This is a genomic window from Alcanivorax sp., from assembly GCF_017794965.1.
Taxonomy (GTDB): Bacteria; Pseudomonadota; Gammaproteobacteria; order Pseudomonadales; family Alcanivoracaceae; genus Alcanivorax.
Window position 1 is genome coordinate 3,050,668 of the sequence record NZ_CP051240.1, and the last position, 23,823, is coordinate 3,074,490.

Consider the following 23,823-nt stretch of genomic DNA (forward strand, 5'->3'; position numbering starts at 1 on the left):
ATAACGATTCGCATTATATATGCTATCTGCCCCGCTGAAAAGTAAGCAATGTATGCAGGCCAGCGTCGTCTGATACCGCCTGGCCAGACGAACGTCTTTTTCCGGGCGGCCAGCAGGATTAAGCTGAATGAACGGGCAGTTTCTTCTGCCTTGTCATTCTCATGTCACATTTATGTCATGGAATAGAGGCCCTTCCAGCAGTGCCGGTCAGGACGACACCATGAATGATATCGCCAGCGAACACAGCGCCATCGACCTCAACACCCCGGACTATTACTTCAACCGGGAATTAAGCCTGCTGCAGTTCAATCTGCGGGTTCTTGAACAGGCCATGGACGAGAATCATCCGCTCATGGAGCGTCTCAACTTCCTGCTGATTTTCTCCAGCAACATGGACGAGTTCTTCGAGATCCGTGTGGCCGGGCTGCGCAACAAGCTGGAAACCGGCACCGGCCAACCGGGCCCGGACGGCATGCTGCCGGATGAGCTGCTCAAGGAAATCAGCCGTATCACCCATGAAGCGGTTGATCGCCAATACCACATTCTCAATAACATCCTGCTGCCGGCCCTGCGCGAAGAAGGGGTGGACTTCCTGCGCCGGGAAGACTGGACCGAAGCCCAGGCAGAGTGGGTGAAAAAATATTTTCGCGAGCAAATCTACCCGGTACTGACCCCGATCGCCCTGGACCCCTCACACCCCTTTCCACGGCTGGTGAACAAGAGCCTCAACTTTATCGTACCCCTGGATGGCAAGGACGCCTTTGGTCGTTCCACAGGCCTGGCCATTGTCCCTGCGCCCCGCTCTCTGCCCCGCCTGATTCGCATACCTGATGAGATAAGCGGCGACGGCGATGACAACTTCGTGTTTCTGTCCTCAATGATTCATGCCCATGTCTCTGACTTGTTCCCCGGCATGAAGGCCACCGGCTGCTATCAGTTCCGGGTAACCCGGAACGCGGATCTGGAAGTGGACGAGGAAGCGGAAGACCTGGCCCTGGCCCTGAAAGGCCAGTTGCTGTCCCGCCGTTACGGTGACGAAGTGCGTCTGGAAGTGGCGGACAATTGCCCTCGCCATCTGATGCACTATCTGCTGGAACAGTTCGAACTGGGCGAAGACGATCTGTATGAAGTGAATGGGCCGGTAAACCTGGCGCGCATGTTCACCAGCGTAAACCGTCCGCGCCTGCACTATCCGCCGTTCACCCCGAAAGTGCACCCCACAGTGAAAAAGTCCGAATCGATCTTTGATGCCATTGATCAGGAAGACCTGCTGCTCCATCACCCCTATCAATCTTTCCAGCCGGTAATTAACCTGCTTGCAGAGGCGGCGCGTGATCCCAAGGTGCTGGCCATCAAACAAACCCTGTACCGCACCGGCACCAAGTCAGAAATCCTTGATCATCTGGAAACCGCCGCCCGGAACGGCAAGGAAGTCACCGCCATTGTGGAACTGCGCGCCCGGTTCGACGAGGAATCCAATATTGAGGGGGCACGTCGGCTGCAGGAAGCCGGCGCCATCGTGGTGTACGGGGTGGTGGGTTACAAGACCCACGCCAAGATGCTGCTGGTGGTGCGCCGCGATGGCGACGGCATCAAACGCTATGTGCATCTGGGCACCGGCAACTACCACACCAAGACCACCAAGCTATACACCGACTACGGCCTGATGACCGCGGACAAGGCGATCGGCCAGGATGTGCACAAGATCTTCCAGGAGCTCACCGGCATGGGCAAGGCGGCGCGGCTGAAACAGCTGAAACACTCGCCATTCACCCTGCATCCGTCACTGATCGAGTGGATTGAATTCGAAACCGCTGAAGCGGAAGCCGGGCGCCCCGCGCGCATCATCGCCAAGTTCAATTCCCTCACTGAGGAAAAGATCATCCAGGCGCTCTACCGGGCCAGTCAGGCCGGCGTGGAAATTGATCTGATCGTGCGCGGCATCTGCTGCCTCAAACCCGGCATACCCGGTGTCTCGGACACTATCCGGGTACGCTCCATCGTCGGTCGTTTTCTGGAACACACCCGCATCTATCACTTCCATCACGGTGGTGAGGATCTACTGTATTGCTCCAGCGCCGACTGGATGGACCGCAACCTGTTCAACCGGGTGGAAACCTGTTTCCCGGTAAATGATCCGGCCCTGAAAGCGCAGATGCTGGAAGAAGGCCTGCATTATTATCTGCGCGACAACAGCCGCGCCTGGCTTCTGCAGAGCGATGGCAGCTACCGCCGAGCTGAACCGGCAGAAGGAGAAGAGATGTTTATTGCCCAGCAGACGCTGCTGGACACGTTGGGGTAGTTGCGGGCGACGCCTGACGCCTGACGCCTGACGCCTGACGCCTGACGCCTGACGCCTGACGCCTGACGCCTGACGCCTGACGCCTGACGCCTGACGCCTGACGCCTGACGCCTGACGCCTGACGCCTGACGCAAAAAGGCCCGCCCGGTAACCCGGGCGGGCCTTTTTGCGTCGGTAAAACCCTCACTATACCCCGCTGCAGGAACGTAGCGCAGCGGAGTAACGCACGGAGTGCGGCCCCGAAGGGGTGAGCGAAGCGAATAACTTGCCTGCTCGCGATCCGAGCCTAAGCGAGGAAATGAGTGAAGCGAGTTTCGAAACGCAAAACCCGCATAGAGGATTCGGGTTTGGGTTTTGATCTTCGAAACTCGTGACTCGAAACTCGCCTCTGGAATCCTTACCTCGCTTGGGCTCGGATCGCTTGCAGGCAAGCTCCTACAGCAACCTTCAGCGTTTGCGCGATGAAAGCGCACCAGCGACATCCGCACGGCATCTTCCCCGTTAGAGTGAGTCGAGGAACGGAGCCCTGTGACGGCGCAGAGCAAAAAACCTGTCTGAGCGGAGCGAGTCTTTTGTGCGTCCGGCACAGGGCGAGTACCGGAGTGTGCCTGCGGAGCAGGCCGAACGGAGTCGGGGCAAGGGGGGCGTAAGCGGGGGTTTGCAAAACATGTTTTGCCCGCTGGAGCGCCATTCCCATACCGGGGAATGGCCGGAATGCCAGAGGGGGAGCCTGTTCCCCCTTTGGGTCCGTCCGGCGAGGACAAGCACGTGTCATGGTGCGATGGCATATCAGCCAATGCCAAGTCTCGCAGGCCGGGACCACCATCACCGCAATATTCGCGCCTCACCGAAGCGAAGGATAGTCTGCAAGCTCCTACAGCGGCTTCGTAGCATGTGATCTTTATGTAGGAGCCCAGCTTGCCTGGGCGAATTCGGCCTATCCCCAAAATACATAGCCTCGGGAACCTTTTGGCCTTCCTTAATCCAACCAGCGTAGCTCGTAGCTCGTAGCTCGTAGCTCGTAGCTCGTAGCTCGTAGCTCGTAGCTCGTAGCTCAGCTCAATTTCAGCTCACACCCGGCCGCCTGAAAGTACTCCTGCTCCTGTTCCAGATCCGCCAGGGTCAGGGGGTGCTCTTCCAGCCAGCCTGACGGGAAGGTCAGGTTGAGCACATTGTCTTTCACTTTCAGGCTCATGGCCGGGATCAGTTCATCACAGCGGGCATGATGCAGGCGTGCCGCAATGCGCAGCACCAGGCACAGGCGCAACAACGGCTCACGCTCATCTCCCGGCAGCTCTTCAAGGGACGAAAGCGGAATCTTGCGCCGGTGACCACGCACCAACACCGCCACTGCCTCCTGTTCCTGGCGGGAGAAACCTGGCAGGTCAGAATTCGTGATCAGGTAGGCGCCATGCTTGTGGAACTGGCTGTGTGACACTGCCAATCCCAGCTCATGCAGCAGTGCACCCCAGCGCAGGGTGTCGGCCATTTCTTCGTCATCAAGCCCCCAGTCATTGGCCGCCTGCGTAAACAACGACATGGCGGTTTCGCACACCCGCTCAGCCTGGCTGCGCTCCACATGATGGCGGTTCATCAGCGACTGAATGCTGCGATCGCGCACGTCCTCATGGCCGAAGCGACCCAACAGGTCATACAGCAAACCTTCACGAAGCGCCCCGCTGGACACCTCCATGTACTCGATATTCAGCTGTTCGAAGATGCCGTAGAGAATGGCGAGCCCGGAAGGAAAGATGGGCCGGCGATCTTCGCGCAGCCCCTTGAGATCCAGCTTGGCCACACTGCCAGCCTTGATGACACGCTTGCGTGCTTTCTTGAGCCCCTCAAGGGTAATGCCGGCATCACACCAGCCATTTTCCACGCAGACCTGGCTGATGGCCTTGATGGTGCCGGACGCGCCGACGCTTTGCTGCCAGCCAATACGCCGGTAGTTGGCATGGATGGACAGCACTTCCTGACGGGCTGCGGTGACCGCCTTGTCGAAGGCTTTCTCGCTGATATTGCCATCCGCAAAGAAGCGCCGGGCAAAACTGACGCAGCCCATGTGCAGGGATTCCGTTTCCGAGGATTCAAACCGCTCGCCGATGATCAGCTCCGTGGAACCGCCACCAATGTCCACCACCAGCCTCTGCCCGGCATCATCCGCCAGGGTATGTGCCACCCCCAGATAGATCAGCCGTGCTTCCTCGCGCCCCGCCACGATCTCGATATCATGGCCGAGCACCTCCTCCGCCCGGTCTATGAACTGCCGGGCATTGCGGGCCTGACGCAGGGTATTGGTACCCACCACCCGCACACTGCCACGGGGAATGCCGGCAATGCGCTGGGCGAAACGCCCCAGGCATTCCAGCGCCCGTGTCTGGGTCTCGTCATCAATGCAGTTGTCCTTATCGAGACCTGCCCCCAGTTGCACCTTCTCCGACAGGCCGTCCATAAGCTGAATTTCACCGTGCACCTGACGTGCCACGACCATATGAAAGCTGTTTGACCCCAGATCAATGGCGGCCAGATGTTCGCCGTGCTCCATGCATACTCCTGTCTGCGAATTGGCCGATAGTACCCTGAAATCATGGCGTTAGGATGTCAGCGGCAGTGCATTTCCCATGCTTTACTTTGCCGGCTATCCGTCGTGATAGGCAAATCCACTAACGATTATTCATTCACTCGCTTGAAAATGAGTGCCTGCAACCTGATATTATTGCCCAGTGCGACGACCCCAGCGGTCAGCCAAACCCTTTATATCAGGAGAATTCGATGAGCGGCGAGATTATCAATGTGACCGACGCGGACTTTGAAGCCCAGGTCATCAATGCAGACGGCCCGGTGCTGGTAGACTACTGGGCACCCTGGTGCGGCCCCTGCAAAATGGTCGCGCCGATCCTGGAACAGCTGGCCGGCGAGTACGAAGGCCGCCTGACCATTGCCAAGATCAACATTGACGACAACCCGGACACCCCGAAAAAGTACGGTGTTCGTGGTATTCCGACCCTGAGCGTGTTCAAGAACGGCAACGTGGAAGCCACCAAGGTGGGCGCCCTGTCCAAGAGCCAGCTGAGCGCTTTCCTGGACAGCACGCTGTAACGCCGGAAACACCCTGTAACGCCCCGGTCTACCGGCCGGGGCATTACTATACCCAATACCCTAGACAGCCCTTCCCCATAGTGGTAGATTCCAGAACAGCTTTAAGGAACCTCCTTACAAGCACCCCCTTTTAGTTAGTCCTTCGGAACCTCTGGTTACCCTATTTTCCTGTGGCCCCCTTTCAGGCTTGCCGGCCCAGATTCCGAAAAACCGGATTATCAAAACAACTGTGGCACCGCAGGCGGTGCAGCCTCTCAATTCATTCAAACCAAAACATACGCCAATGAATCTTTCTGAACTGAAGCAGAAGCCGATTGGAGAACTTCTGGACATCGCCAAGGAACTCGGACTCGAGAACCTGGCAAGAACCCGCAAGCAGGACGTCATCTTTTCCATCCTTAAACGCGCTGCCAAGAATGGCTCCGACATTTACGGCGACGGCGTACTGGAGATCCTGCAGGACGGCTTCGGCTTCCTTCGTTCCGCCGAAGGTTCCTACCTGGCAGGCCCGGACGATATCTACGTTTCCCCGAGCCAGATCCGCCGTTTCAACCTGCGTACCGGTGACACCATCGCCGGCAAGATCCGGCCCCCGAAGGATGGCGAGCGCTACTTCGCCATGCTCAAGGTCAACGAGATCAATTTCGACAAGCCGGAAAACGCCAAGAACAAGATCCTGTTTGAAAACCTGACGCCCCTGTTCCCCACCGAGCGTCTGGTCATGGAGATCGGTAACGGCTCCACCGAAGACATCACCACCCGGGTGATTGATCTGGTGGCCCCCATCGGCAAAGGGCAACGCGGCCTGATCGTGGCCCCGCCGAAAGCCGGTAAGACCATGCTCCTGCAGAACATCGCCCAGTCCATCGCCCGCAACAATCCCGAAACCCACATGATCGTGCTGCTCATCGATGAGCGTCCGGAGGAAGTGACCGAGATGTCACGGACCGTGCGCGGTGAAGTGGTGGCATCCACCTTTGACGAGCCGCCGGCCCGTCACGTGCAGGTGGCCGAGATGGTGATCGAGAAAGCCAAGCGTCTGGTGGAACACAAGCAGGACGTGGTGATCCTGCTGGATTCCATCACCCGACTGGCCCGGGCCTACAACACCGTACAGCCCAGCTCCGGCAAGGTACTCACCGGTGGTGTTGACGCTCACGCCCTGGAAAAACCCAAGCGCTTCTTCGGTGCCGCGCGGAACATCGAGGAAGGCGGCAGCCTGACCATCCTCGCCACCGCCCTGGTCGACACCGGCTCCAAGATGGACGAAGTGATCTACGAGGAATTCAAGGGCACCGGCAACATGGAACTGCATCTGGACCGCAAGGTGGCAGAGAAACGCGTGTTCCCGGCCATGAACATCAAGAAGTCCGGCACTCGTCGCGAAGAGCGACTGGTGAGCGAGGACGAGCTGCAGAAGATGTGGATCCTGCGCAAGGTCCTGCACCCCATGGACGAAATCGCCGCCATGGAATTCCTCATCGACCGCATGAAGCAGACCAAGACAAACCTGGAATTCTTCGATTCCATGAAGCGGAAGTAAGAGACGCTTCACGCAACACGCATCATGCAACACGCAAAACCCCGCTTCGGCGGGGTTTTGTGGTTTTGAGGCAGGCTATGCCCGCACACTTTCAGGACTGTAGGAGTTCCCTTCCAGGGGACGAACCCGAGCGCAGCGAGGCGACCGGAGGGAGGGCATTCTTTATAGACCTGTCGAGCGCGGAAACGCCTGATCGCCCTGCGGTCGATTCCGTGCTTCGCACGGTTCGCACCTCAAGTGGTGCTCCTACAGCGACTTCGTAGCAAGGCAGTTTTTGTAGGCGCCCTGCTCGCCTGGGCGAAACCGGCCCGACAAGATCACCTACCCTTCATTCTGACCGCCGCACACTTGCGCCTGCGTTCTGTTTTTGCGTCTTGCGTCGAGCCTCAGGCGTCCAGCGTTCATCCTGCTATACTCGCCGCACAACCTTCCGGTTAGCCGAACAACAAGGAAGCCTATGAAATACCGCGACCTGCGAGACTTCATCACCCAGCTTGAGCAACGGGGCGAGCTGAAGCGCATCACCGTGCCGGTGGATCCGAATCTGGAGATGACCGAAATCTGCGACCGCACCCTGCGGGCCGGCGGGCCGGCGCTGCTGTTCGAGAACCCGAAAGGGTTCGGCACGCCGGTGCTGGGCAACCTGTTCGGCACCGAACACCGGGTGGCGCTGGGCATGGGCCGGGAATCCCTGGAAGAGCTCCGTGAGCTGGGCGAGCTGCTGGCCTTTCTGAAAGAGCCGGAGCCACCCAAAGGCTTCCGGGACGCCTGGGATAAGCTGCCAGTGTTCCGCAAGGTGCTGAGCATGTCGCCGAAGGTCTCCGGCAGCGGCCCCTGCCAGGAAAAGGTGCTGGAAGGCGACGAGGTGGATCTTTACAAACTGCCCATCCAGACCTGTTGGCCTGGCGATGCCGGCCCGCTGGTCACCTGGCCACTGGTGATCACCCGCGGCCCCCACAAGGAACGCCAGAATCTGGGCATCTACCGCCAGCAACTGATCGGCCGCAACAAACTGATCATGCGCTGGCTCAGCCATCGCGGCGGCGCACTGGATTTCCAGGAATGGCAGCAAACCCATCCCGGTGAACCCTTCCCCGTCGCCGTGGCACTGGGTGCCGACCCGGCCACCATTCTCGGCGCCGTCACCCCGGTGCCGGACACCCTCAGCGAGTACGCCTTTGCCGGCCTGCTGCGTGGCTCCAAGACCGAGCTGGTGAAATGCATCGGCAACGACCTTCACGTCCCCGCCAGCGCCGAATTCGTGCTGGAAGGCCACATCTACCCGGACGAGATGGCCGACGAGGGCCCGTTTGGCGACCACACCGGCTACTACAACGAAGTGGAACGCTTCCCGGTATTTACCGTGGAGCGCATCACCCATCGCCGCGACCCGATCTACCACAGCACCTATACCGGCCGGCCACCGGATGAACCGGCGGTGCTGGGCGTGGCCATGAACGAAATCTTCGTGCCTATTCTGCGCAAGCAGTTCCCGGAAATTGTGGACTTCTATCTACCGCCGGAAGGCTGTTCCTACCGCATGGCGGTGGTGACCATGAAGAAGCAGTACCCGGGCCATGCCAAGCGGGTGATGATGGGCGTGTGGTCGTTCCTGCGCCAGTTCATGTACACCAAGTTCGTGATCGTCTGCGACGACGATGTGAATGCCCGTGACTGGAAAGACGTAATGTGGGCTATCACCACCCGCATGGACCCGGCAAGAGATACCGTGATGGTGGAAAACACCCCCATCGACTACCTGGACTTCGCCTCCCCGGTGGCCGGCCTGGGCTCCAAAATGGGCCTGGACGCCACCAGCAAACTCCCCGGCGAAACCAGCCGGGAATGGGGCCGCGCCATCAGCATGGACAAGGCGGTGAAGGAGCGGGTGGATGAGATGTGGGAAAGCCTGGGAATTAATAATGAATAATTAATAGTTAATAATGGCGCGTTAAGCGATCTTCATTCTTAACGGCCTCCCGCCGCGCACCAACGTTAGTGCGCGGCTCAAATCGCCCCGCAACACTTGGCGCCTGAACGCGCAGCTATTAACTATTCACTATTAACTATTAATTGCTCTTCTTGTACGATAGTGCCAAATAACAAAAAGGACCCTCTATGGCACTCCTGAACTCCATCGATCGGCGCGCCTTCCTCAAGGCGCTGGGCAGTGCCGGCGCCGCCGGAGCGCTGGCGCCGGGACAATTGCTGGCAGACGCCGGCGAATCCTCTTCCGCCTGGCAGAACTGGTCTGGCAACCAGACGGCCAACCCGGAACAGATGGCGTTTCCCCGTAATGACGACGAGCTGCGCCAGGCGATGAGCGGCAGCACTGGCACCCTGCGCGCCTTTGGCGGCAGCCACTCTTTCAGTGGGGTGGTGCCCACCGATAATACCCTGATCTCCCTGGAAGCCATGGCCGGCCTGAAGCATCAGGACGGCGATCTGTTCACCTGGGGCGCGGGTACGCGCCTGGGCATGGCCAGCGCACAGGCCTGGTCGCAGGGGCACAGCTTTACCAACGAACCGGACATCAACCTGCAATCCCTGGCCGGCGCCATTGCCACCAGCACCCATGGCACCGGCCGCCAGTTGACCAGCCTGTCCGGTCAGGTGGAAGCACTGACCCTGATGCTGCCTGACGGTGAATCCCTGAGCCTCACAGAAAAGGACGGCGACCCTTTTCTGGCGGCCTGCTGCAGTCTCGGGGCTCTGGGCATTGTCACTGACCTCACCTTCCGACATCAGCCTGCCTATCGTCTGAAGGAGCACACCTGGACACTGCCATTGCGGGAAGCCATGGCGTTTGTGGAGCGAGAGAAAGACAACTACCGCCATATCGAATTCTTCGCTTTCCCCCTGGGCAACCAGGCCATCGTCAAGACCATGGAGATCACCGACGATCCGCAGGACAGCCCACCCCGTGAAGATGACAACGAACTGCTGGAGCTGATCTGCAAGGTGGCCATGCATGCCGGCTGGCTCACGCCTTCTCTGCAGAAGCTGGTCACCCTGTTCGTTGAAGACAGTACCTTTACCGCCCCCTCCAATGTGGTTTACGGCAACCGCCGCACCGTGCGCTTTAATGAAATGGAATACACCGTGCCCGCCGACGATGGCATGGCCTGCCTGGAAGAGGTATGCGACACGCTTCGCAAGGAAGACATCAATGTGTTCTTCCCCATTGAGTTTCGCTATGTGGGTGAGGATAACCGCCTGCTCTCTATGTACCACGAACGTGCCGGGGCCAGTCTTTCGATTCACCAGTACTTTGCCCAGGATTATGAGCAGGTGTTCAAACCGGTAGAGCCCATTCTTCGCAAGTACCAGGGGCGCCCTCACTGGGGCAAGCTGCATAACCTTGCCCGCAGGGAACTGGCCGAACTCTATCCGGCCTTTGATCGCTTTCAGGCTGTACGCCGGGAACTCGATCCGCAGGGCAGGATGCTCAATCCGCATTTGATGCGGTTGTTTACGTGAGGGAAAGGCAGTTGACAGTTGACAGTTGACAGCGCCGCGGCATAGCGCAGTTGCCGCTCCATGCAATGAGCCCGCGCCCACGCGTTGGGCGCGCCCTCTTTCTTATAAGATCAAAACAGCATTGTTTGCGCAGCTGTCAACTGTCCACTATCAACTGTCAACTACAAACAGGGATTGGCAATGAACCGACGTGGATTTCTGATCGGACTGGGCGCTCTTGCCGCAGGGGGCTGGCTGCTACGACCGGATAACCGGGGTGCCGCCCATGCCCCCTATTTCCTGAAGATCAATGACACGCTGAAAGAACACGGCCCGGGGCGCCCCTTGATGCTGGTTGACCACCCGCGGTTGGCCGCCAACTGTCAGACGCTGATGACCATGCTGCCAGACGGCAAGGCGTTTCGTATCGTCGCCAAGTCCTTGCCCAGTGTGCCCCTGATTCAGGAGGTGATGACACACACCGGCAGCCAGCGGGTGATGGTATTCCATCAGCCATTTATGAATGCCCTGGCAGACGCTGCCCCCGGCTGTGACATGCTGCTCGGCAAGCCCATGCCGGTGCAGGCCGCCCGACAGTTCTACCAGGAGCTGGGCAACCAGCACGGCTTTGCACCTGCCCGGCAGTTGCAGTGGCTGGTCGACAGCCTGCCACGACTGGAGCAATACCTGTCACTGGCCCGCGAGCTTGACCAGCCCATGCGTATCAATGTGGAAATCGATGTGGGTCTGCACCGGGGCGGCCTCACCGAACCGCAGCAACTGGACGCCCTGCTGGAACGGATTCACGCCCACCCGGATCACCTCTCCTTCAGCGGCTTCATGGGCTACGATGCCCATGTGGGCAAGCTGCCCGCTTTTATCGAGAACGCCACAGAAGGACACCGCAAAACCGAGGCCAGGTACCAGGCCTTCATCCAGCGGCTTTACCAACAGGCTCCCCACTACCGATCACAGTCATTGTGCTTCAATGGCGCCGGCAGCCCCACCATCGCACTGTATGACGAGACCTCGGTGGTCAACGAGCTGAGTGCCGGGTCCTGCCTGGTCAAGGCCAGTGATTTTGAGCTGCCACAGCTGTCGAGCTTCCAGCCCGCCGTGTTTATTGCCGCGCCGGTGATCAAAGCCATAGACGGGCTGGCGCTCCCCGGCCCGGTTCCACTCGGTGACGCCTGGCAACGCTGGGACCCGAACCGGCAACGCACCTATTTTATTTATGGCGGCTACTGGAAGGCCCGGCCCGAATCCCCCGCCGGCATTCAGGCCAACGGGGTCTACGGCGCCAGCACCAATCAGATGATGTACAACGGCAGCGCTGAGACGGCCCTGACCATGGACGACCAGATCTTCTTTCGCCCGACCCAGAGCGAATTCGTGCTGCTGCAGTTCGGCGATCTGGCCGTGTGGGACGGTCGGCGCATCAGCGACTGGTGGCCCGTATTATCCCAGGGCAGCGGCGCATGAACCTGAGGGAACCACTGCAAAGGCAAGGACTCTAACCGGGTAACCGTTCCTTTCACTTTTAAGGACGCATCCCATGACGAGACTGCTGGCCACCACCCTGCTGTTACTGGCGGCCTTTACCAACGCCGACAGTGAATGGCTGCATAGCAGCGCAGACATCACCGCCCGTACGGCGGCAGGCACCCCGGTAATACTGCAAGGGGAAATTCTCCCCGCACTGGGTCAGGACCGCTATCTGTTACAGGACCGGGAAGGCAGGATCGAGATCACATTGCCCGGCAAACTCACCGCCGGCCGGGTACTTGAGTCCGGTAGCCGCCTGATCATTTCCGGGCAGGTAGCGCACACAGCACATCACCCCCGGGTAGACGCCGACAAACTCCATTCTCTCAAGAGCGCCGTCAGCCCGGCCGCCTCCACGATCAGTTACTGAACCAGCAACACAACGTCGTTTTCCGCGTGGTCCGCTGACCAGCAACCCTGTGGTCGCCACAGGGACTTTAACTCGCCTTTTACAATAAACAGGAACATCGCTCGCTATAAGCCGACTAATTCCATGAGACATCAACCAAGGAGGATGACTCATGAAAAAACTGATTATTGCATCTGTACTTATGAGCGCTGCTGCCACCGTTACCGCTGGCGATATCATCAAGAGCGATAGTGCCGCTATTACTCAGGGCATCAAGGAAGGCACCCAGGTACGCATGGAAGGCGAGATTGTTCAGTCACTGGGTGACGAACGCTACCTGCTTCGCGACCGCAAAGGACAAATCGAGATCGAACTGGATGACGATCTCACCGCCGACCGCCCACTCGAGGCCGGCACCCAGGTCAACTTTACCGGTGAAGTGGACCATGATGATGGCCGCAGCATCGTGGACGTGGAAAAAATTCACTCCCTGAAAGGGGCGCCAGCGCCGCAGGTCTGATTCCCTGAAACGAAAAAAGCATGGCAGGTTTCCCTGCCATGCCGAATTAATGTTACTAACACCGCCCCGCTCGGGGCGGTGTTGTTCAGAAGGAGGCCTGCAGACCAATCCAGAAATTACGACGGGCATCCTTGTTGTTGTAGTCGTCGTAGTATTCCACGTCGTAGCCACCGGAACCGTCATCCACGAAGTCCACCTCATAGGTGGTGAAGTCTTCGTCCAGCAGGTTGTTGATGCGTGCGTTCAGGCTGACTGACTCGTTGAGGGCAAGACGGGCACCCAGGTGGTAAATCTCGTAGTTCTTCCAGTACTCGCCACCATTGGCATCCTCATTGAGAACACCACCGCGCCCAAAGCCACGGAAACGGTCATGACGGCCTTCCACGGTCAGGAACATGCCGAACTTCTGCGTGGCCTGCCAGTCCAGGGTGCCGTTGAACATATGACGGGCGCTACCGGTCAGCGGATAACCTTCCCCCTCACCACTCTTCACTTCACTGTCGATGTAAGTGTAGTTGGCACGCAGGGACCAGCGCTGGGAGATCTGGTAGCGACCCGCCACTTCAACCCCACTGATGACGGCCTTGTCCACATTCACCGGCTGGGTCAGGATCTGCCGACCGCCCAGGGCATCGTAGGCGCCCAGATCCACACAGGGCGTTTGCCCGCCTGTGGCTGAACAGAGCTCGCTATCCTGGCGTACAATCTTGTCCTTGAAGTCGTTCTGGAACACCGTCACGTTGGCGCTGTGCCGGTTCGGGCTCTCCCAGTAGAGGGCAATTTCAGAGTTCACACTGGTTTCCGGCTCCAGGTCCGGATTCCCCACCCAGGGATAGGTGCCCTGACCACCGAAGCCGGTGATGCCGTCATACAGGTCGGTGGTCTTGGGAGTCTTGTACCCCGTGCTCACGCCCCCTTTCACGGTCCAGGCTGGATTCAGGGTGTAGACGCCATACACACGCGGGCTTACCTGATCACCAAAGGTTTCGTGATTGTCATAACGCACACCGGTGGTCAGGGTGAAGGGATCCACAATGGTCCAGTTGTCTTCTGCATACAAAGCCCAGAAGTTATTCTCGGAGACCTCACCGGGGTTACCGTCTTCAAGACCAAAGATGCCATCCTCCAGTTCACCACGCAGTACCTGGGTACCGACCACCACAAAGTGCTGATCATTGATGGGCAGGTCCAGCTTGCCATCCAGGCGCAGCTCGTTGCTTTCCAGCTTGCGCTGAGCCCGGGGCAGGAAGGTCGCCCCCAGCAGGTCAAGACAGCCATCGCTGTCCGGCGTCGCACAGGCCGGGTCGTTGTTGATGATGTCGTCATACTGCAGACGCTCATCGGCTGACAACGGCATGGTGCGGCCGTCATTGTTGGTGGCCAGGTAGGTCAGGGAAACATTACTGAAACCAAAGCCCCACTCCCCTTCATGGGTCAGGGCAATCTGCTCACGGGTGAACTCCTGGTTTTCTGCATAGCCCGCCCGGGGCAGCCGCTCAGGGCTATCGTGGGTACCCAGCTGGCTGTCCGAGTTGTCATAGGTCTGTACGGAGTCATCGTAATCCAGCGAGATACGCTGGTTGTCGGTGGGGGTCCAGCGCAGTGTGAAACCCAGAGACGCATCCTCATTATCCACGGTTCTGCCGCCGCCACCGAAACCCAGCTCTCGCTCATGCACCACGCCATTGGGATCCGTCACCGGGTCATATTCCGGGTTGGAGGCATCCTGGTCGTACAGGCTGCCACGCAGGGCCAGACCGAACTGGTTGCCCAGCGGGCCGGAGACAGAAAAATCGGTGGTGGAGGCATCACCGTATTCGTCGTACTCCTGGATGGTACGGCTCACATTGATGCTGCCGCCCCACTGGTCGTACTGCTTCTTGGTGATGATGTTGATCACCCCGCCCATGGCATCCGCACCGTACAGGGTGGAGGATGGACCGCGAATCACTTCGATACGCTCGATGGCTTCCAGCGGCGGGATATGGTTGAACTGGTTGCCGCCAAAGTTGTTAGGGTAGATGTCACCGTGATTATTCTGCCGGCGACCATCAATCAGGATCAGGGTGTAGTCAGCGCCCATGCCGCGCATGGAGATGCCGGATTGACCGGTCTTGTCGCGGGTTTCCCCCACATCCACACCTTCCAGATCACGGACCGCGTCCACCACAGAGGTAAACGGACGGCTGTGCAGCTCTTCTTCGGTAATCACCGAGATACTGGCCGGTGCATCCACGATTTTCTGCTCGAAACCCGCTGCGGATACCACCTTTACTGGCGCCAGCTCATTCATCTGAGCGTCGTCGGCCACGGCCTGCACCGCAATACTTCCTGTTGCCAGACCCAGCAGGACCGGCACCCCCATGCGCTTGTTCATTGAAACACCCCTCAAAACTCTTCATTACGACAAAACGGGGCGGAGTATCACGCAGATGATAATCATTATCAAACGATAACGATAATTGATAGTGTAAGAATTGTAAGCGTCGCGCGTTACAAGGTTCCACGAAGGGGCTTATTGTTACATTGAGTAATGATACATTCTTGATGTATTCGTTGTTCGCCGTCACACCCGGCGAACCACCAATGGCCAGACAAGAAAAGAGAACCGCCATGATGAATGCTGCCCACACTCCCCTGCCTGACAGCGCACAACGGCACAGGCTGCAAGCCCGCCGGGTAGATTTCGATTTTGCCTCCACCCCGCTCCATTGGCTGAGCAACGACCCCTTCTCTACCCATATCATCAACGGTATCCATATGCTGCTGCCGGCCGGTGAGCTGTGGTTCTGTCGCGTGTACAACCAGGCACTGCCAATGGTGACCGATGAAGTCTTGCGTGATGATGTACAGGGTTTTATTCGCCAGGAAGCCATTCACTCCCGGCAGCACACCAAGGCCCAGAGCTATCTTGAGGCCCATGGGTTCAATGTGGCCTTCGCGGAACAAGCAGAATGGTTGTTCGGCACCGTGCTCGGGGATGCGCCGTTGGGACTGAAGTTTCTGCAACGACAGGCGTGGAAAAAGCAGTGGCTGATCACCCGCGTGGGACTGATTGCTGCCATTGAGCACTTCACCGGGGTGCTGGGCCAGTGGGCCATGGATAACGAGAGCTGGGAAACCAACGGGGACGCCACCATGGTGGATCTGTTCAAGTGGCATCTGGCCGAGGAAGTGGAACATCGCACCGTGGCCTATGACCTGTTTGAACACCTGTGCCGTACCCAGCTGGGTTTCTATGTCAGCCGTCAGGCGTTGATGGCCATCGTGTTCCCGCTGTTTCTGTATTTCATTGCAGAAGGCGGTCGCCAGCTGGCCGGGCAGGACCCGGACCCCCGTGCCCGCAAGATGGCCCGCATGCTACTGCCGCAGATCCTCATGAAGCTGCAGCAGGTCGGCAAACGGACCCACAACGTACCCACCTTCAGTTTTCTGCTGAAGGCCACTGTTCGCTGGCTATCACCGAATTTTCATCCGGTTCATGAGGGCGACACGGAACAGGCACTGGCGTATCTGGCACGCTCACCGGCGGCACAGGCAGCCATGAACGCCTGAAGCCGAAAGCCGGATGCATGACGCTACCACCCGGCATCGGGCGTCAGGCCTCAGGCATCCGGCGTTTTACCAAACCACGGCGCAGCGTCTTCCAGCTGCGCGGCCAGCGCCAGCAATTTACCTTCATCGCCGTGGGCGCCAACGAACTGGGAACCCAGCGGCAGGCCGGCTTCGGTCCAGTGCAACGGCACTGACATGGCAGGCACGCCGGTGACGTTGGCGAACTGGGTGAAGGGCATGTACTTGAAGTTTTCCATGGCCATCTCTTCGATCAGACCAGTCTTCATCAGCAGCTTTTCCGCCCCCACTTTGAGTACCAGCTTCAGCGCCGTTTGCTGCAACGACGGTGTTGCCATGGCTCCGATGGTCGCCGGGGGCATGGCCAGGGTTGGGGTCAGCCAGAAATCATACTTTTCCAGGAACGTATCCAGGGCAATCATGTACTGTTGCCAGCGGCTCTGGCATTTCACGTATTCATGGGCCGGGGTGGCACGTCCAAAGGCGGCAATGCCGAGCGTATCCAGCTCAAACCCTTCATCCCCGCAACCGGTAAGCGCCTTCACCTCATCCACTTCGGCCGCACACTGACCGAACCAGACGGTCAGCCAGTCCATGCACATCTGTTTGGCATCCATCTGCGGCTCGGCTTCCTCCACCTCGTGCCCCAGATCACGCAACAGTGCCACCGTTTTTTCCACCGCCTTCACGGCTTCAGGGTCTACCGCTGTTCCCAAGGGTGAAGCGGTGGAAAAACCGATTCGCAAGCGACCGGGTTTCTTGGCAGCGGCCACCGCATAACGTTGCTCCGGCCCGGCAATCTGAAACAGGCTGCCTCGCTCATCGCCGTGTACGGCATCCAGCAGCAGGGCACTGTCACGGACCGATCGCGTCAGCACATGGTTTACCGCAATACCATGCATGGCTTCGGTAAAGGTGGGCCCCCAGGGGGTCCGGCCACGACCGGGCTTCAACCCAAACAGACCACAACAGGCCGCCGGGATACGAATGCTGCCGCCACCGTCATTGGCTCCGGCGATGGGAACGACCCCGGCGGCCACCATGGCGGCGGAACCGCCGGATGAGCCCCCGGGCGTATGCTCCGGATTCCAGGGGTTACGTGCCGGGCCAAAGGAGTCCGGCTCGGTAATCCCCTTGGCACCGAACTCCGGCGTATTGGTACGCCCAAAAGGCACCAGCCCGGCCGCCTTCCAGCGGGCTACCAGGGTAGAATCCTGTTGGGCACGGATGTCGTACTGTTTACGCGCCTTGTTGCCACGGTAATCCGGCTGGCCCCCGATCTCCTGAAACAGATCTTTCACCAACATGGGCACCCCGGCCAGCGCCCCCTGCAAAGGAGACTTCGCTCTTTGTCGGGCCATGTCGTAAAGGGGGATAATCAAGCCATTGAGCTGCGGATTCACCGCTTCTGCCCTGGCAATCGCCACTTCCAGCAACTCACTGGCGGTCACCTCACCCTTGCTCACCAGCTCAGCCAGACCGATGGCATCAAACTTGCGGTATTCTTCGAATTTCATTTCAACTCCTGCTCTCCCAACGCTGCCAAAGGTCGCACGGCAGTAACCACTTTACTGTGGCATAGTCTGCGCTTCAGTATGTGCCAAATTTGTATCACCAGCGGCTTGGCCACTGACGCATAAAGACACCAGCAGCCCAACAGGGAGAAATCATGAAAGCCATCGGATTCAATCAGCCTCGCAGCATTGATGACGTCCATGCCCTGGAAGACATCCAGCTGGATCTGCCCTCTCCGGGCCCCCGGGATCTGCTGGTGGCGGTACAAGCCGTGTCCGTAAACCCCATCGATACCAAACTCCGCCAGCGCCCGCTGGATCAGCCCGGCCATCGGGTACTGGGATTTGATGCTGCCGGCGTGGTGGAAGCGGTGGGCAGCGAGGTCAGCCGCTTTCAGAAAGGCGACCGGGTCTGGTATGCCGGCGCGGTCCAGCGTCAGGGCAGCAATGCCGAATACCAGTGCGTGGATGAACGGCTGGTATCACGCAAACCTGACAGCCTGGGCATGCAGGAAGCAGCCGCCCTGCCTCTCACCGCGCTGACCGCCTGGGAAGCATTGGAAGATCAACTGGGTTTCCAGCCCGGTAAATGCGAAGGCAAAACCCTGCTGGTGATCGGCGGCGCAGGGGGCGTGGGCTCCATTGCCATTCAACTGGCCGCCCGGCATTTCGGGCTGCGCGTCATCGCCACCGCCGGCAGAGAGACATCCGCCAACTGGTGTGAGGCAATGGGGGCCCATGCCCTGGTGGATTACCGCCAACCCATCCCGGTACAACTGGAAAAGCTGGGGGTGCCCCAGGTAGATGGCATCTTCATCACCCAGAACCTGGATGATTACTGGCAGACCGCCTGCCAGGTGATTGCGCCCCTGGGCGGCATCTGCGCCATTGTGGATGCCCGCGGGCCGCTGGATCTGAACCCGCTGAAACCGAAGAGTGCCCGGTTCAGCTGGGAGTTCATGTTCACCCGCGCCATGTTCGCCCAGGACATGCAGCGGCAAGGGGACATCCTCAGCCAGCTTCGCGAGCTGGTGGATGCCGGCACGATTCAGACCACCATCAGCGAAGGCCTCGGCCCGATCAATGCCGACAACCTCAAAACCGCCCACCGGCGACTGGAGGAAGGGGCAACGATTGGCAAACTGGTCTTGGCGGGCTGGGAGTAAAAATCAGCTACAAGCTTCAAGTTGCAAGCTACAAGGCGCGGGCCAAGTCCGATGGTTTTGCAGGGCCGTGCCCGCGTCTAAGTTCTCGGTGCGGCTGAGGGCAGAGAAACCATCTCCAGATTTCGGCTCGCATTCTAGCTTGTAGCTTGTAGCTTGCCCCTCGTAGCTCGTAGCTGATAACTCAAGGCTTTTCCAGCAACGCCTCGATGTCTTTCCATGCCACGATCTTGTAGTTCTGCGGCGCATCGGGGAGGCGGTTGCGGCCGTCCTGGACCACCAGCATGCCACGCTCATAGTCCCCGCCCAGATTCACAGAGGTCACGTCCAGACCATCGGTTTCCGAAGCTCCGTCGATACCCGCTGCGGGATTCATGCCGATGCGGAACTTGCCGACCACATCGTGGGGCGCGTTGGCGTCCAGGATCACGTAGCTGTCATCCCCCTGACTGGACACCACCAACCAGTTCCTGCCATCACGCTGATACAGGGCAAGGCCCTCGATATCATCCACCAGCACGTCCCCGACCGCTTTCACTTCGCGGCCATCGGTGGGCTGATCCGCTGCCGCGGCAAACACCCAAACGGCCCGGTCCTCTTCCCCCACAAAAAGACGCTGACTCTGTTCATCGGCGACACACCCTTCCGGCTGTGTTTCCACCTGCAGTTGGCGCACACGCTCACCGGACACGGTATCGCCGCCGGTCAGCAACCACTGCTCGATCAGACCACTCTTGTCGTTGGCAAAGGCATAGATGCCCTGGTCATTCTGGTACATGCACAGCCCATAAATCTCTTTCATTCCGGTGAGAATCTGTGTGGCTTCCTGTACCTGCCCATTGTCCGGGTCGATCAGAAAGACATGCAGGCTGTTATGATCACGGTTGGACGCCACCGCCACATCCCATTGCTTGTCCGCAACGGTCAATCCGTAGCGCAGGTCCACATTGTTCAGCCGTCCCACTTCCAGAAACTGGCGGGTTTGTCCCTGAAGATCGTATACATACAGGCCGGCTTTCTTGTCGGTACCAAGAATGCGGCTATGCTCGGGTTGTGCGCGGTTGATCCAGATGGCGGGATCATCAGCGGCATCGCCGAAGCGCTCTACGCTGTCACTCTGCGCCGTGGGCAACACCATTGGCAGGTGGTCAGCGGCAGACGCCGATGCAGACCAGTCGACAGTGCTACGCAGTACACCGCCGTTGCCATCGTCCAGCGCATACAAGACCAGATTCTCATCGGCACCACTGACCACCAGGGTTTCCGGTTCTTCCAGATCCGGCACCCCAATACGGCTTTGCAGGGAACCGTCTGCCAGGTAGAGATTGATCACACCGGCTTCCTTGTCGATCAATCCCACACCACCGGGCAATACGGCGACGCCACTGGCGTTCTCGGCAATCTGGCCGTGTGGGGCAAGACGGTCGAGCAGCTGACGCTCAGCCTCTTTTTCCGGGTCTGCGTTATAGCGCCACAGGCCCACGGATTCCTCTGCCACATACAGCACGGCCGCGGCATCATCCACGGCACAGCTTTCCGCCCCCGGCGGCAGCACCAGATGACGCACCGCCATGGCGTCATCGGTTGCCCCCATCAGCCACTGATCCGCGCCACCCCGTTCATCAAGAACGAACACGGACAACAGGGACTGAGCGTCCTGATACAGGCAGAAACCGCTGATTTCATAGTCCGGTGCGGGCATGCGCTGCACTTCATGCAAGCGCCCATCCTGAAACGAGAACAGCACCGCCTGATTACTGCTCCGGTCTACAGTCACCAGGCGCGCCTCTCCCGTCCCATTCTCCCGGCCTGCCAGGCCTTCGAAATTCCCGCGCTGAAGCACCTTCTCGCCACTGACCAGATGCCCCTGGGCATTCACGCTGACACGCTGTTGTTCGCCTACCCACAACCCCAACGGGTTACCCAGTGACGTTTCGCTGTTCCACTGCGGGGTGGACGCCGCCATCATCTCATTGTGATCAGTGCCGTAATCCCGTTGGCAACCGGCAAGCAACAGGGCAGACATCCCCACCAGCAGTTGCATCATTGTGTTATTTCGCATGGTACTTTCCTTCGCACTTTCCTTCAGACAAAAAAGGGGCCGGGGGTATCGCACTCCCCCCGACCGGCCTGATTAAAGGTTCTTCAGAGCCAAACCCAACTTGAAGGTGGGGCCGTATTCTTCGTACTGGGCATTGAACTTCTCCTTGCCGGTGTAGGCATAGAAGGGTTCGTCGTTGATGTTGATCGCCTCGAAGGTGAGCTGCAGGTCTTCGGTCAGGAAATAGTGGCCATTGAAATCCAGCTGCACATGATCATCGGTGTAGATGTCATAGCGCTTATCCAGCGGATCGCTCACTTCCTGCAGGAATTTTCCGGTGTAGTTGGCCGCCAGCCGCAGGCTGAGTCGCTTGTCTTCATAACCGAACATCAGATTGCCGGTGACGTCGGACTGGCTGGGCAGTGCGATATCCCGTTTTACGCTTGTGCCAGCGCCATCATCATAGGCTTCAATCTCAGCGGTGGAATCCACAAAGGTGGCATTGGCGCCCATCAACAGGCCATTGAACGGTGCAGGCAGGCTGCTGAACTGCTTGGAGTAAGCCAGTTCCAGACCGTAGAGACTGGCATCGTTACCGTTCTCGAAGGTTTCCGCGTCATCAAATGCGGTGAAACCCGGGGTGCCGCCCTTGTCGGTCAGGTAGGCGAAGTTCTTGATGTCCTTGTAGAACGCGAAGGCAGATACCACACCGGCATGCCCCATATAGTGCTCAATACCCAAATCCAGATTATTGGATTCCAGGGACTTCAGTTCCGGGTTGCCAAAGCTGGCCTCGTTACCATCGATCTCGAAACCCGGTGACAGCTGCTCGAAGGTGGGACGGACTACACTGCGTGTGAACGCTGTGCGCACCAGGGTGTCATTGGTGAGCTGGTAGCGCAGATGCAGCGCAGGCAACCAGTGGTCTTCATCTTCTTCGTAGTGGCTCGGGGTGATGGTGCCGTTGTCATCGCCGAAACCATCCGCTTCAAACTCGAGTTTTTCATAACGCACACCGGTGAGAATGCGCAGTTGCTGAATATCCACGGTGCCCATCAGGTAAGCCGCCTGACGGTCTTCCGTCATTTCGAAGTCCTCGATCGCAGAGTCCACATCCTCGAACTGGCCCGGCCCCGCGATCAGCCCGTCAATGGAATCCGGATCCACACCGGGTCCGAAATTGCCCAGCTCATAATCCACATCCGTTGCATGGTCGGCCAGGTTGGCGGTGGGTCCGTAGGTCCACACATTGACGTCACTGTCCTTGGTGCGCTGGCTGGCCTTGGTGCCAAACTTCACCGACGCGGGATTGCTGTTCCAGTACAGGTCGCGCTTAAAGTCCAGCGCCACATCCACTTGCTCATCGGTAGTCTTGCCCTCAGTGACTTCAATCTCGTCCAGATCATAGTTACTGGCATCATAAAAACCTGTCGGGTATATGGCCGACGGTTTGCGATTCCCGCTGAATCCGGCATCGGTAAAGTCAGCAATGAACACCGTGCTGTCCGCATGCCGCGGCTCATCTTCTTCGGCAGTGCTGTAGCCGATATGGAAATCGGTGGTCCAGTCACCGGAGAAATGCTGCCCGCCCAGCACAAAGGAAGAAATTTCCTGGGTCTCTTCCCGGTCCTTCAACTCCTTCTCGACTTCAGCGATACCGGTCTGTCCCGGTTCTTGCGCCGCATCGAAGGAAAAGATATTGGCCTGACGGATTTCCTCATCACGAAATTCACTGTGCAAGGTGCGCAGGTAGAGGCTGGTATCGTCACTGAGCAGATAATCGAAATTGACGGCCACACCCAGCCTTTCACGGGTGATCATGTAGTCACGCTGTTCGAACTCTTCCAGGGCATTGTTATCGTCGAAGTCCCAGCCGCCGCCGGTTTCCACATTATCGGAACCGAAATCACGCTCCCCCCAGCTGATGGCACCGGCCACCCCGAAGTTGTTGGTACCCTCGCCCAGAGAAAACTGGTTACTGGCGGCCACCGCCAGTTCCGGACTGGTCTGGTCGGTATGCTGATCATGGCTGGCTGCGGCGCTCAGGGAATAGAACAGGCCGTCGCGGTCAAAAGCAGACAGGGTATTCACTTCCACCGTCCCCCCCAGGGAGTTGGCATCCATGTCCGGGGTCAGGGTTTTCACCACCGTCAGGGATTCCAGCAGATCCGCCGGAATCACATCCAGCGCCACCGCACGACGCCCCGCTTCCGGGGCCGGTACCTGAATCCCGTTAACGTTCACCGCGTTCAGATCCGGCGCCACACCCCGCACACGAACAAAACGTCCTTCGCCCTGATCTCGCTCGATGGAAACACCCGGCATGCGCTGCAGGGATTCGGACACATTACTGTCCGGGAAGTCACCGATGTCATCGGCACGGGTGGTGGTTTCGATGTTGTCCGCTTCACGCTGTTCGGTCAGCGCACGGTTGGTGCTGGCCGCCTGGCCAATCACCCGTACCGTTTCCAGTTCATTACTGTCTGCGGCGGTTTCTTCTGCCTGCAGCTGACTGCAGGCCAGCGCCACTGCAGTGGCAAGAAGTGTCTTGGTCACAGGTGGAAAGAATCGCTTGGTACTGGACATGGTATCCCCCGGGCAATGCCCTGATGTATTGGCAATGCCGGCACCCTAAGGAGAGCCCGTGTCACTTCTGTTACAGGGTTGCGGGGAAAACGTGTTTCCAGAGGGGTTTGCCAGGGATTTGAGCCGAAT

At 58.9% G+C, this 23,823-nt stretch carries 15 protein-coding genes; 10 read left to right on the plus strand and 5 right to left on the minus strand.

From position 1 onward, the window contains the following. Nucleotides 1-220: 220 nt before the first annotated feature. The gene (gene ppk1 / locus HF945_RS13485; RefSeq protein ID WP_290525421.1) at nt 221-2,302 is read left to right on the plus strand and encodes a polyphosphate kinase 1; all 2,082 of its coding nucleotides are present in this window, start codon (nt 221-223) and stop codon (nt 2,300-2,302) included. Between the two features lie 1,054 nt (nt 2,303-3,356). Here ppk1 and ppx read toward each other — a convergent pair. Beyond that, a complete protein-coding gene (ppx, locus tag HF945_RS13490; RefSeq protein WP_290523086.1) occupies nt 3,357-4,847 on the minus strand; it encodes an exopolyphosphatase in 1,491 nt (496 codons plus the stop codon). A gap of 227 nt (nt 4,848-5,074) precedes the next feature. Here ppx and trxA point away from each other — a divergent pair, with 227 nt between their 5' ends. From trxA to HF945_RS13525, 7 genes are all read left to right on the plus strand, one after another. After that, nucleotides 5,075-5,401, plus strand: a complete 327-nt coding sequence (gene trxA / locus HF945_RS13495) for a thioredoxin TrxA (RefSeq protein WP_290523087.1) — start codon at nt 5,075-5,077, stop codon at nt 5,399-5,401. Nucleotides 5,402-5,684: 283 nt separating this feature from the next. Beyond that, nucleotides 5,685-6,944, plus strand: coding sequence for a transcription termination factor Rho (gene rho, locus HF945_RS13500; RefSeq protein WP_246971573.1), 1,260 nt, complete (start codon nt 5,685-5,687; stop codon nt 6,942-6,944). A gap of 457 nt (nt 6,945-7,401) precedes the next feature. After that, a complete protein-coding gene (ubiD, locus tag HF945_RS13505) occupies nt 7,402-8,874 on the plus strand; it encodes a 4-hydroxy-3-polyprenylbenzoate decarboxylase (protein ID WP_290523088.1) in 1,473 nt (490 codons plus the stop codon). A gap of 188 nt (nt 8,875-9,062) precedes the next feature. Then, a complete protein-coding gene (locus HF945_RS13510; protein ID WP_290523089.1) occupies nt 9,063-10,424 on the plus strand; it encodes a D-arabinono-1,4-lactone oxidase in 1,362 nt (453 codons plus the stop codon). A 180-nt stretch (nt 10,425-10,604) separates the two neighbouring features. Continuing rightward, nucleotides 10,605-11,885, plus strand: coding sequence for an alanine racemase (locus tag HF945_RS13515; protein WP_290523090.1), 1,281 nt, complete (start codon nt 10,605-10,607; stop codon nt 11,883-11,885). Between the two features lie 73 nt (nt 11,886-11,958). Continuing rightward, entirely contained in the window at nt 11,959-12,318 is a 360-nt protein-coding gene (locus HF945_RS13520) for a NirD/YgiW/YdeI family stress tolerance protein (protein WP_290523091.1), read from the plus strand. 151 nt (nt 12,319-12,469) lie between these two features. Beyond that, a complete protein-coding gene (locus HF945_RS13525; RefSeq protein WP_290523092.1) occupies nt 12,470-12,817 on the plus strand; it encodes a NirD/YgiW/YdeI family stress tolerance protein in 348 nt (115 codons plus the stop codon). 85 nt (nt 12,818-12,902) lie between these two features. Here HF945_RS13525 and HF945_RS13530 read toward each other — a convergent pair whose 3' ends face one another. Continuing rightward, on the minus strand, nt 12,903-15,194 hold the full coding sequence (locus HF945_RS13530; protein WP_290523093.1) for a TonB-dependent receptor: 2,292 nt from the start codon (nt 15,192-15,194) through the stop codon (nt 12,903-12,905). A gap of 236 nt (nt 15,195-15,430) precedes the next feature. On the opposite strand from HF945_RS13530, the gene HF945_RS13535 reads away from it, so the two are divergent. Next, nucleotides 15,431-16,372: a metal-dependent hydrolase gene (locus HF945_RS13535; RefSeq protein WP_290523094.1), complete on the plus strand. Its 942-nt coding sequence runs from the start codon at nt 15,431-15,433 to the stop codon at nt 16,370-16,372. Nucleotides 16,373-16,422: 50 nt separating this feature from the next. Here HF945_RS13535 and HF945_RS13540 read toward each other — a convergent pair whose 3' ends face one another. Next, complete coding sequence (locus tag HF945_RS13540) at nt 16,423-17,907, minus strand: amidase (RefSeq protein ID WP_290523095.1); 1,485 nt, start codon at nt 17,905-17,907, stop codon at nt 16,423-16,425. A gap of 152 nt (nt 17,908-18,059) precedes the next feature. On the opposite strand from HF945_RS13540, the gene HF945_RS13545 reads away from it, so the two are divergent. Continuing rightward, a complete protein-coding gene (locus HF945_RS13545; RefSeq protein WP_290523096.1) occupies nt 18,060-19,070 on the plus strand; it encodes a zinc-binding alcohol dehydrogenase family protein in 1,011 nt (336 codons plus the stop codon). A 181-nt stretch (nt 19,071-19,251) separates the two neighbouring features. Here HF945_RS13545 and HF945_RS13550 read toward each other — a convergent pair whose 3' ends face one another. Together HF945_RS13550 and HF945_RS13555 are read right to left on the minus strand one after the other, a co-directional pair. Beyond that, the gene (locus tag HF945_RS13550) at nt 19,252-21,129 is read right to left on the minus strand and encodes a phytase (protein WP_290523097.1); all 1,878 of its coding nucleotides are present in this window, start codon (nt 21,127-21,129) and stop codon (nt 19,252-19,254) included. A 72-nt stretch (nt 21,130-21,201) separates the two neighbouring features. Then, nucleotides 21,202-23,694, minus strand: coding sequence for a TonB-dependent receptor (locus HF945_RS13555; protein WP_290523098.1), 2,493 nt, complete (start codon nt 23,692-23,694; stop codon nt 21,202-21,204). Nucleotides 23,695-23,823: the final 129 nt, after the last annotated feature.

Bases quoted from the DNA above. Each gene is read 5' to 3' on its own strand.
- ppk1 (WP_290525421.1), top strand. From the start codon at position 221: ATGAATGATATCGCCAGCGAACACAGCGCCATCGACCTCAACACCCCG.
- HF945_RS13535 (WP_290523094.1), top strand. From the start codon at position 15,431: ATGATGAATGCTGCCCACACTCCCCTGCCTGACAGCGCACAACGGCAC.
- trxA (WP_290523087.1), top strand. From the start codon at position 5,075: ATGAGCGGCGAGATTATCAATGTGACCGACGCGGACTTTGAAGCCCAG.
- HF945_RS13550 (WP_290523097.1), bottom strand. From the start codon at position 21,129: ATGCGAAATAACACAATGATGCAACTGCTGGTGGGGATGTCTGCCCTG.
- HF945_RS13520 (WP_290523091.1), top strand. From the start codon at position 11,959: ATGACGAGACTGCTGGCCACCACCCTGCTGTTACTGGCGGCCTTTACC.
- HF945_RS13515 (WP_290523090.1), top strand. From the start codon at position 10,605: ATGAACCGACGTGGATTTCTGATCGGACTGGGCGCTCTTGCCGCAGGG.
- HF945_RS13545 (WP_290523096.1), top strand. From the start codon at position 18,060: ATGAAAGCCATCGGATTCAATCAGCCTCGCAGCATTGATGACGTCCAT.
- HF945_RS13555 (WP_290523098.1), bottom strand. From the start codon at position 23,694: ATGTCCAGTACCAAGCGATTCTTTCCACCTGTGACCAAGACACTTCTT.
- HF945_RS13525 (WP_290523092.1), top strand. From the start codon at position 12,470: ATGAAAAAACTGATTATTGCATCTGTACTTATGAGCGCTGCTGCCACC.
- HF945_RS13540 (WP_290523095.1), bottom strand. From the start codon at position 17,907: ATGAAATTCGAAGAATACCGCAAGTTTGATGCCATCGGTCTGGCTGAG.
- ubiD (WP_290523088.1), top strand. From the start codon at position 7,402: ATGAAATACCGCGACCTGCGAGACTTCATCACCCAGCTTGAGCAACGG.
- ppx (WP_290523086.1), bottom strand. From the start codon at position 4,847: ATGGAGCACGGCGAACATCTGGCCGCCATTGATCTGGGGTCAAACAGC.
- HF945_RS13510 (WP_290523089.1), top strand. From the start codon at position 9,063: ATGGCACTCCTGAACTCCATCGATCGGCGCGCCTTCCTCAAGGCGCTG.
- rho (WP_246971573.1), top strand. From the start codon at position 5,685: ATGAATCTTTCTGAACTGAAGCAGAAGCCGATTGGAGAACTTCTGGAC.
- HF945_RS13530 (WP_290523093.1), bottom strand. From the start codon at position 15,194: ATGAACAAGCGCATGGGGGTGCCGGTCCTGCTGGGTCTGGCAACAGGA.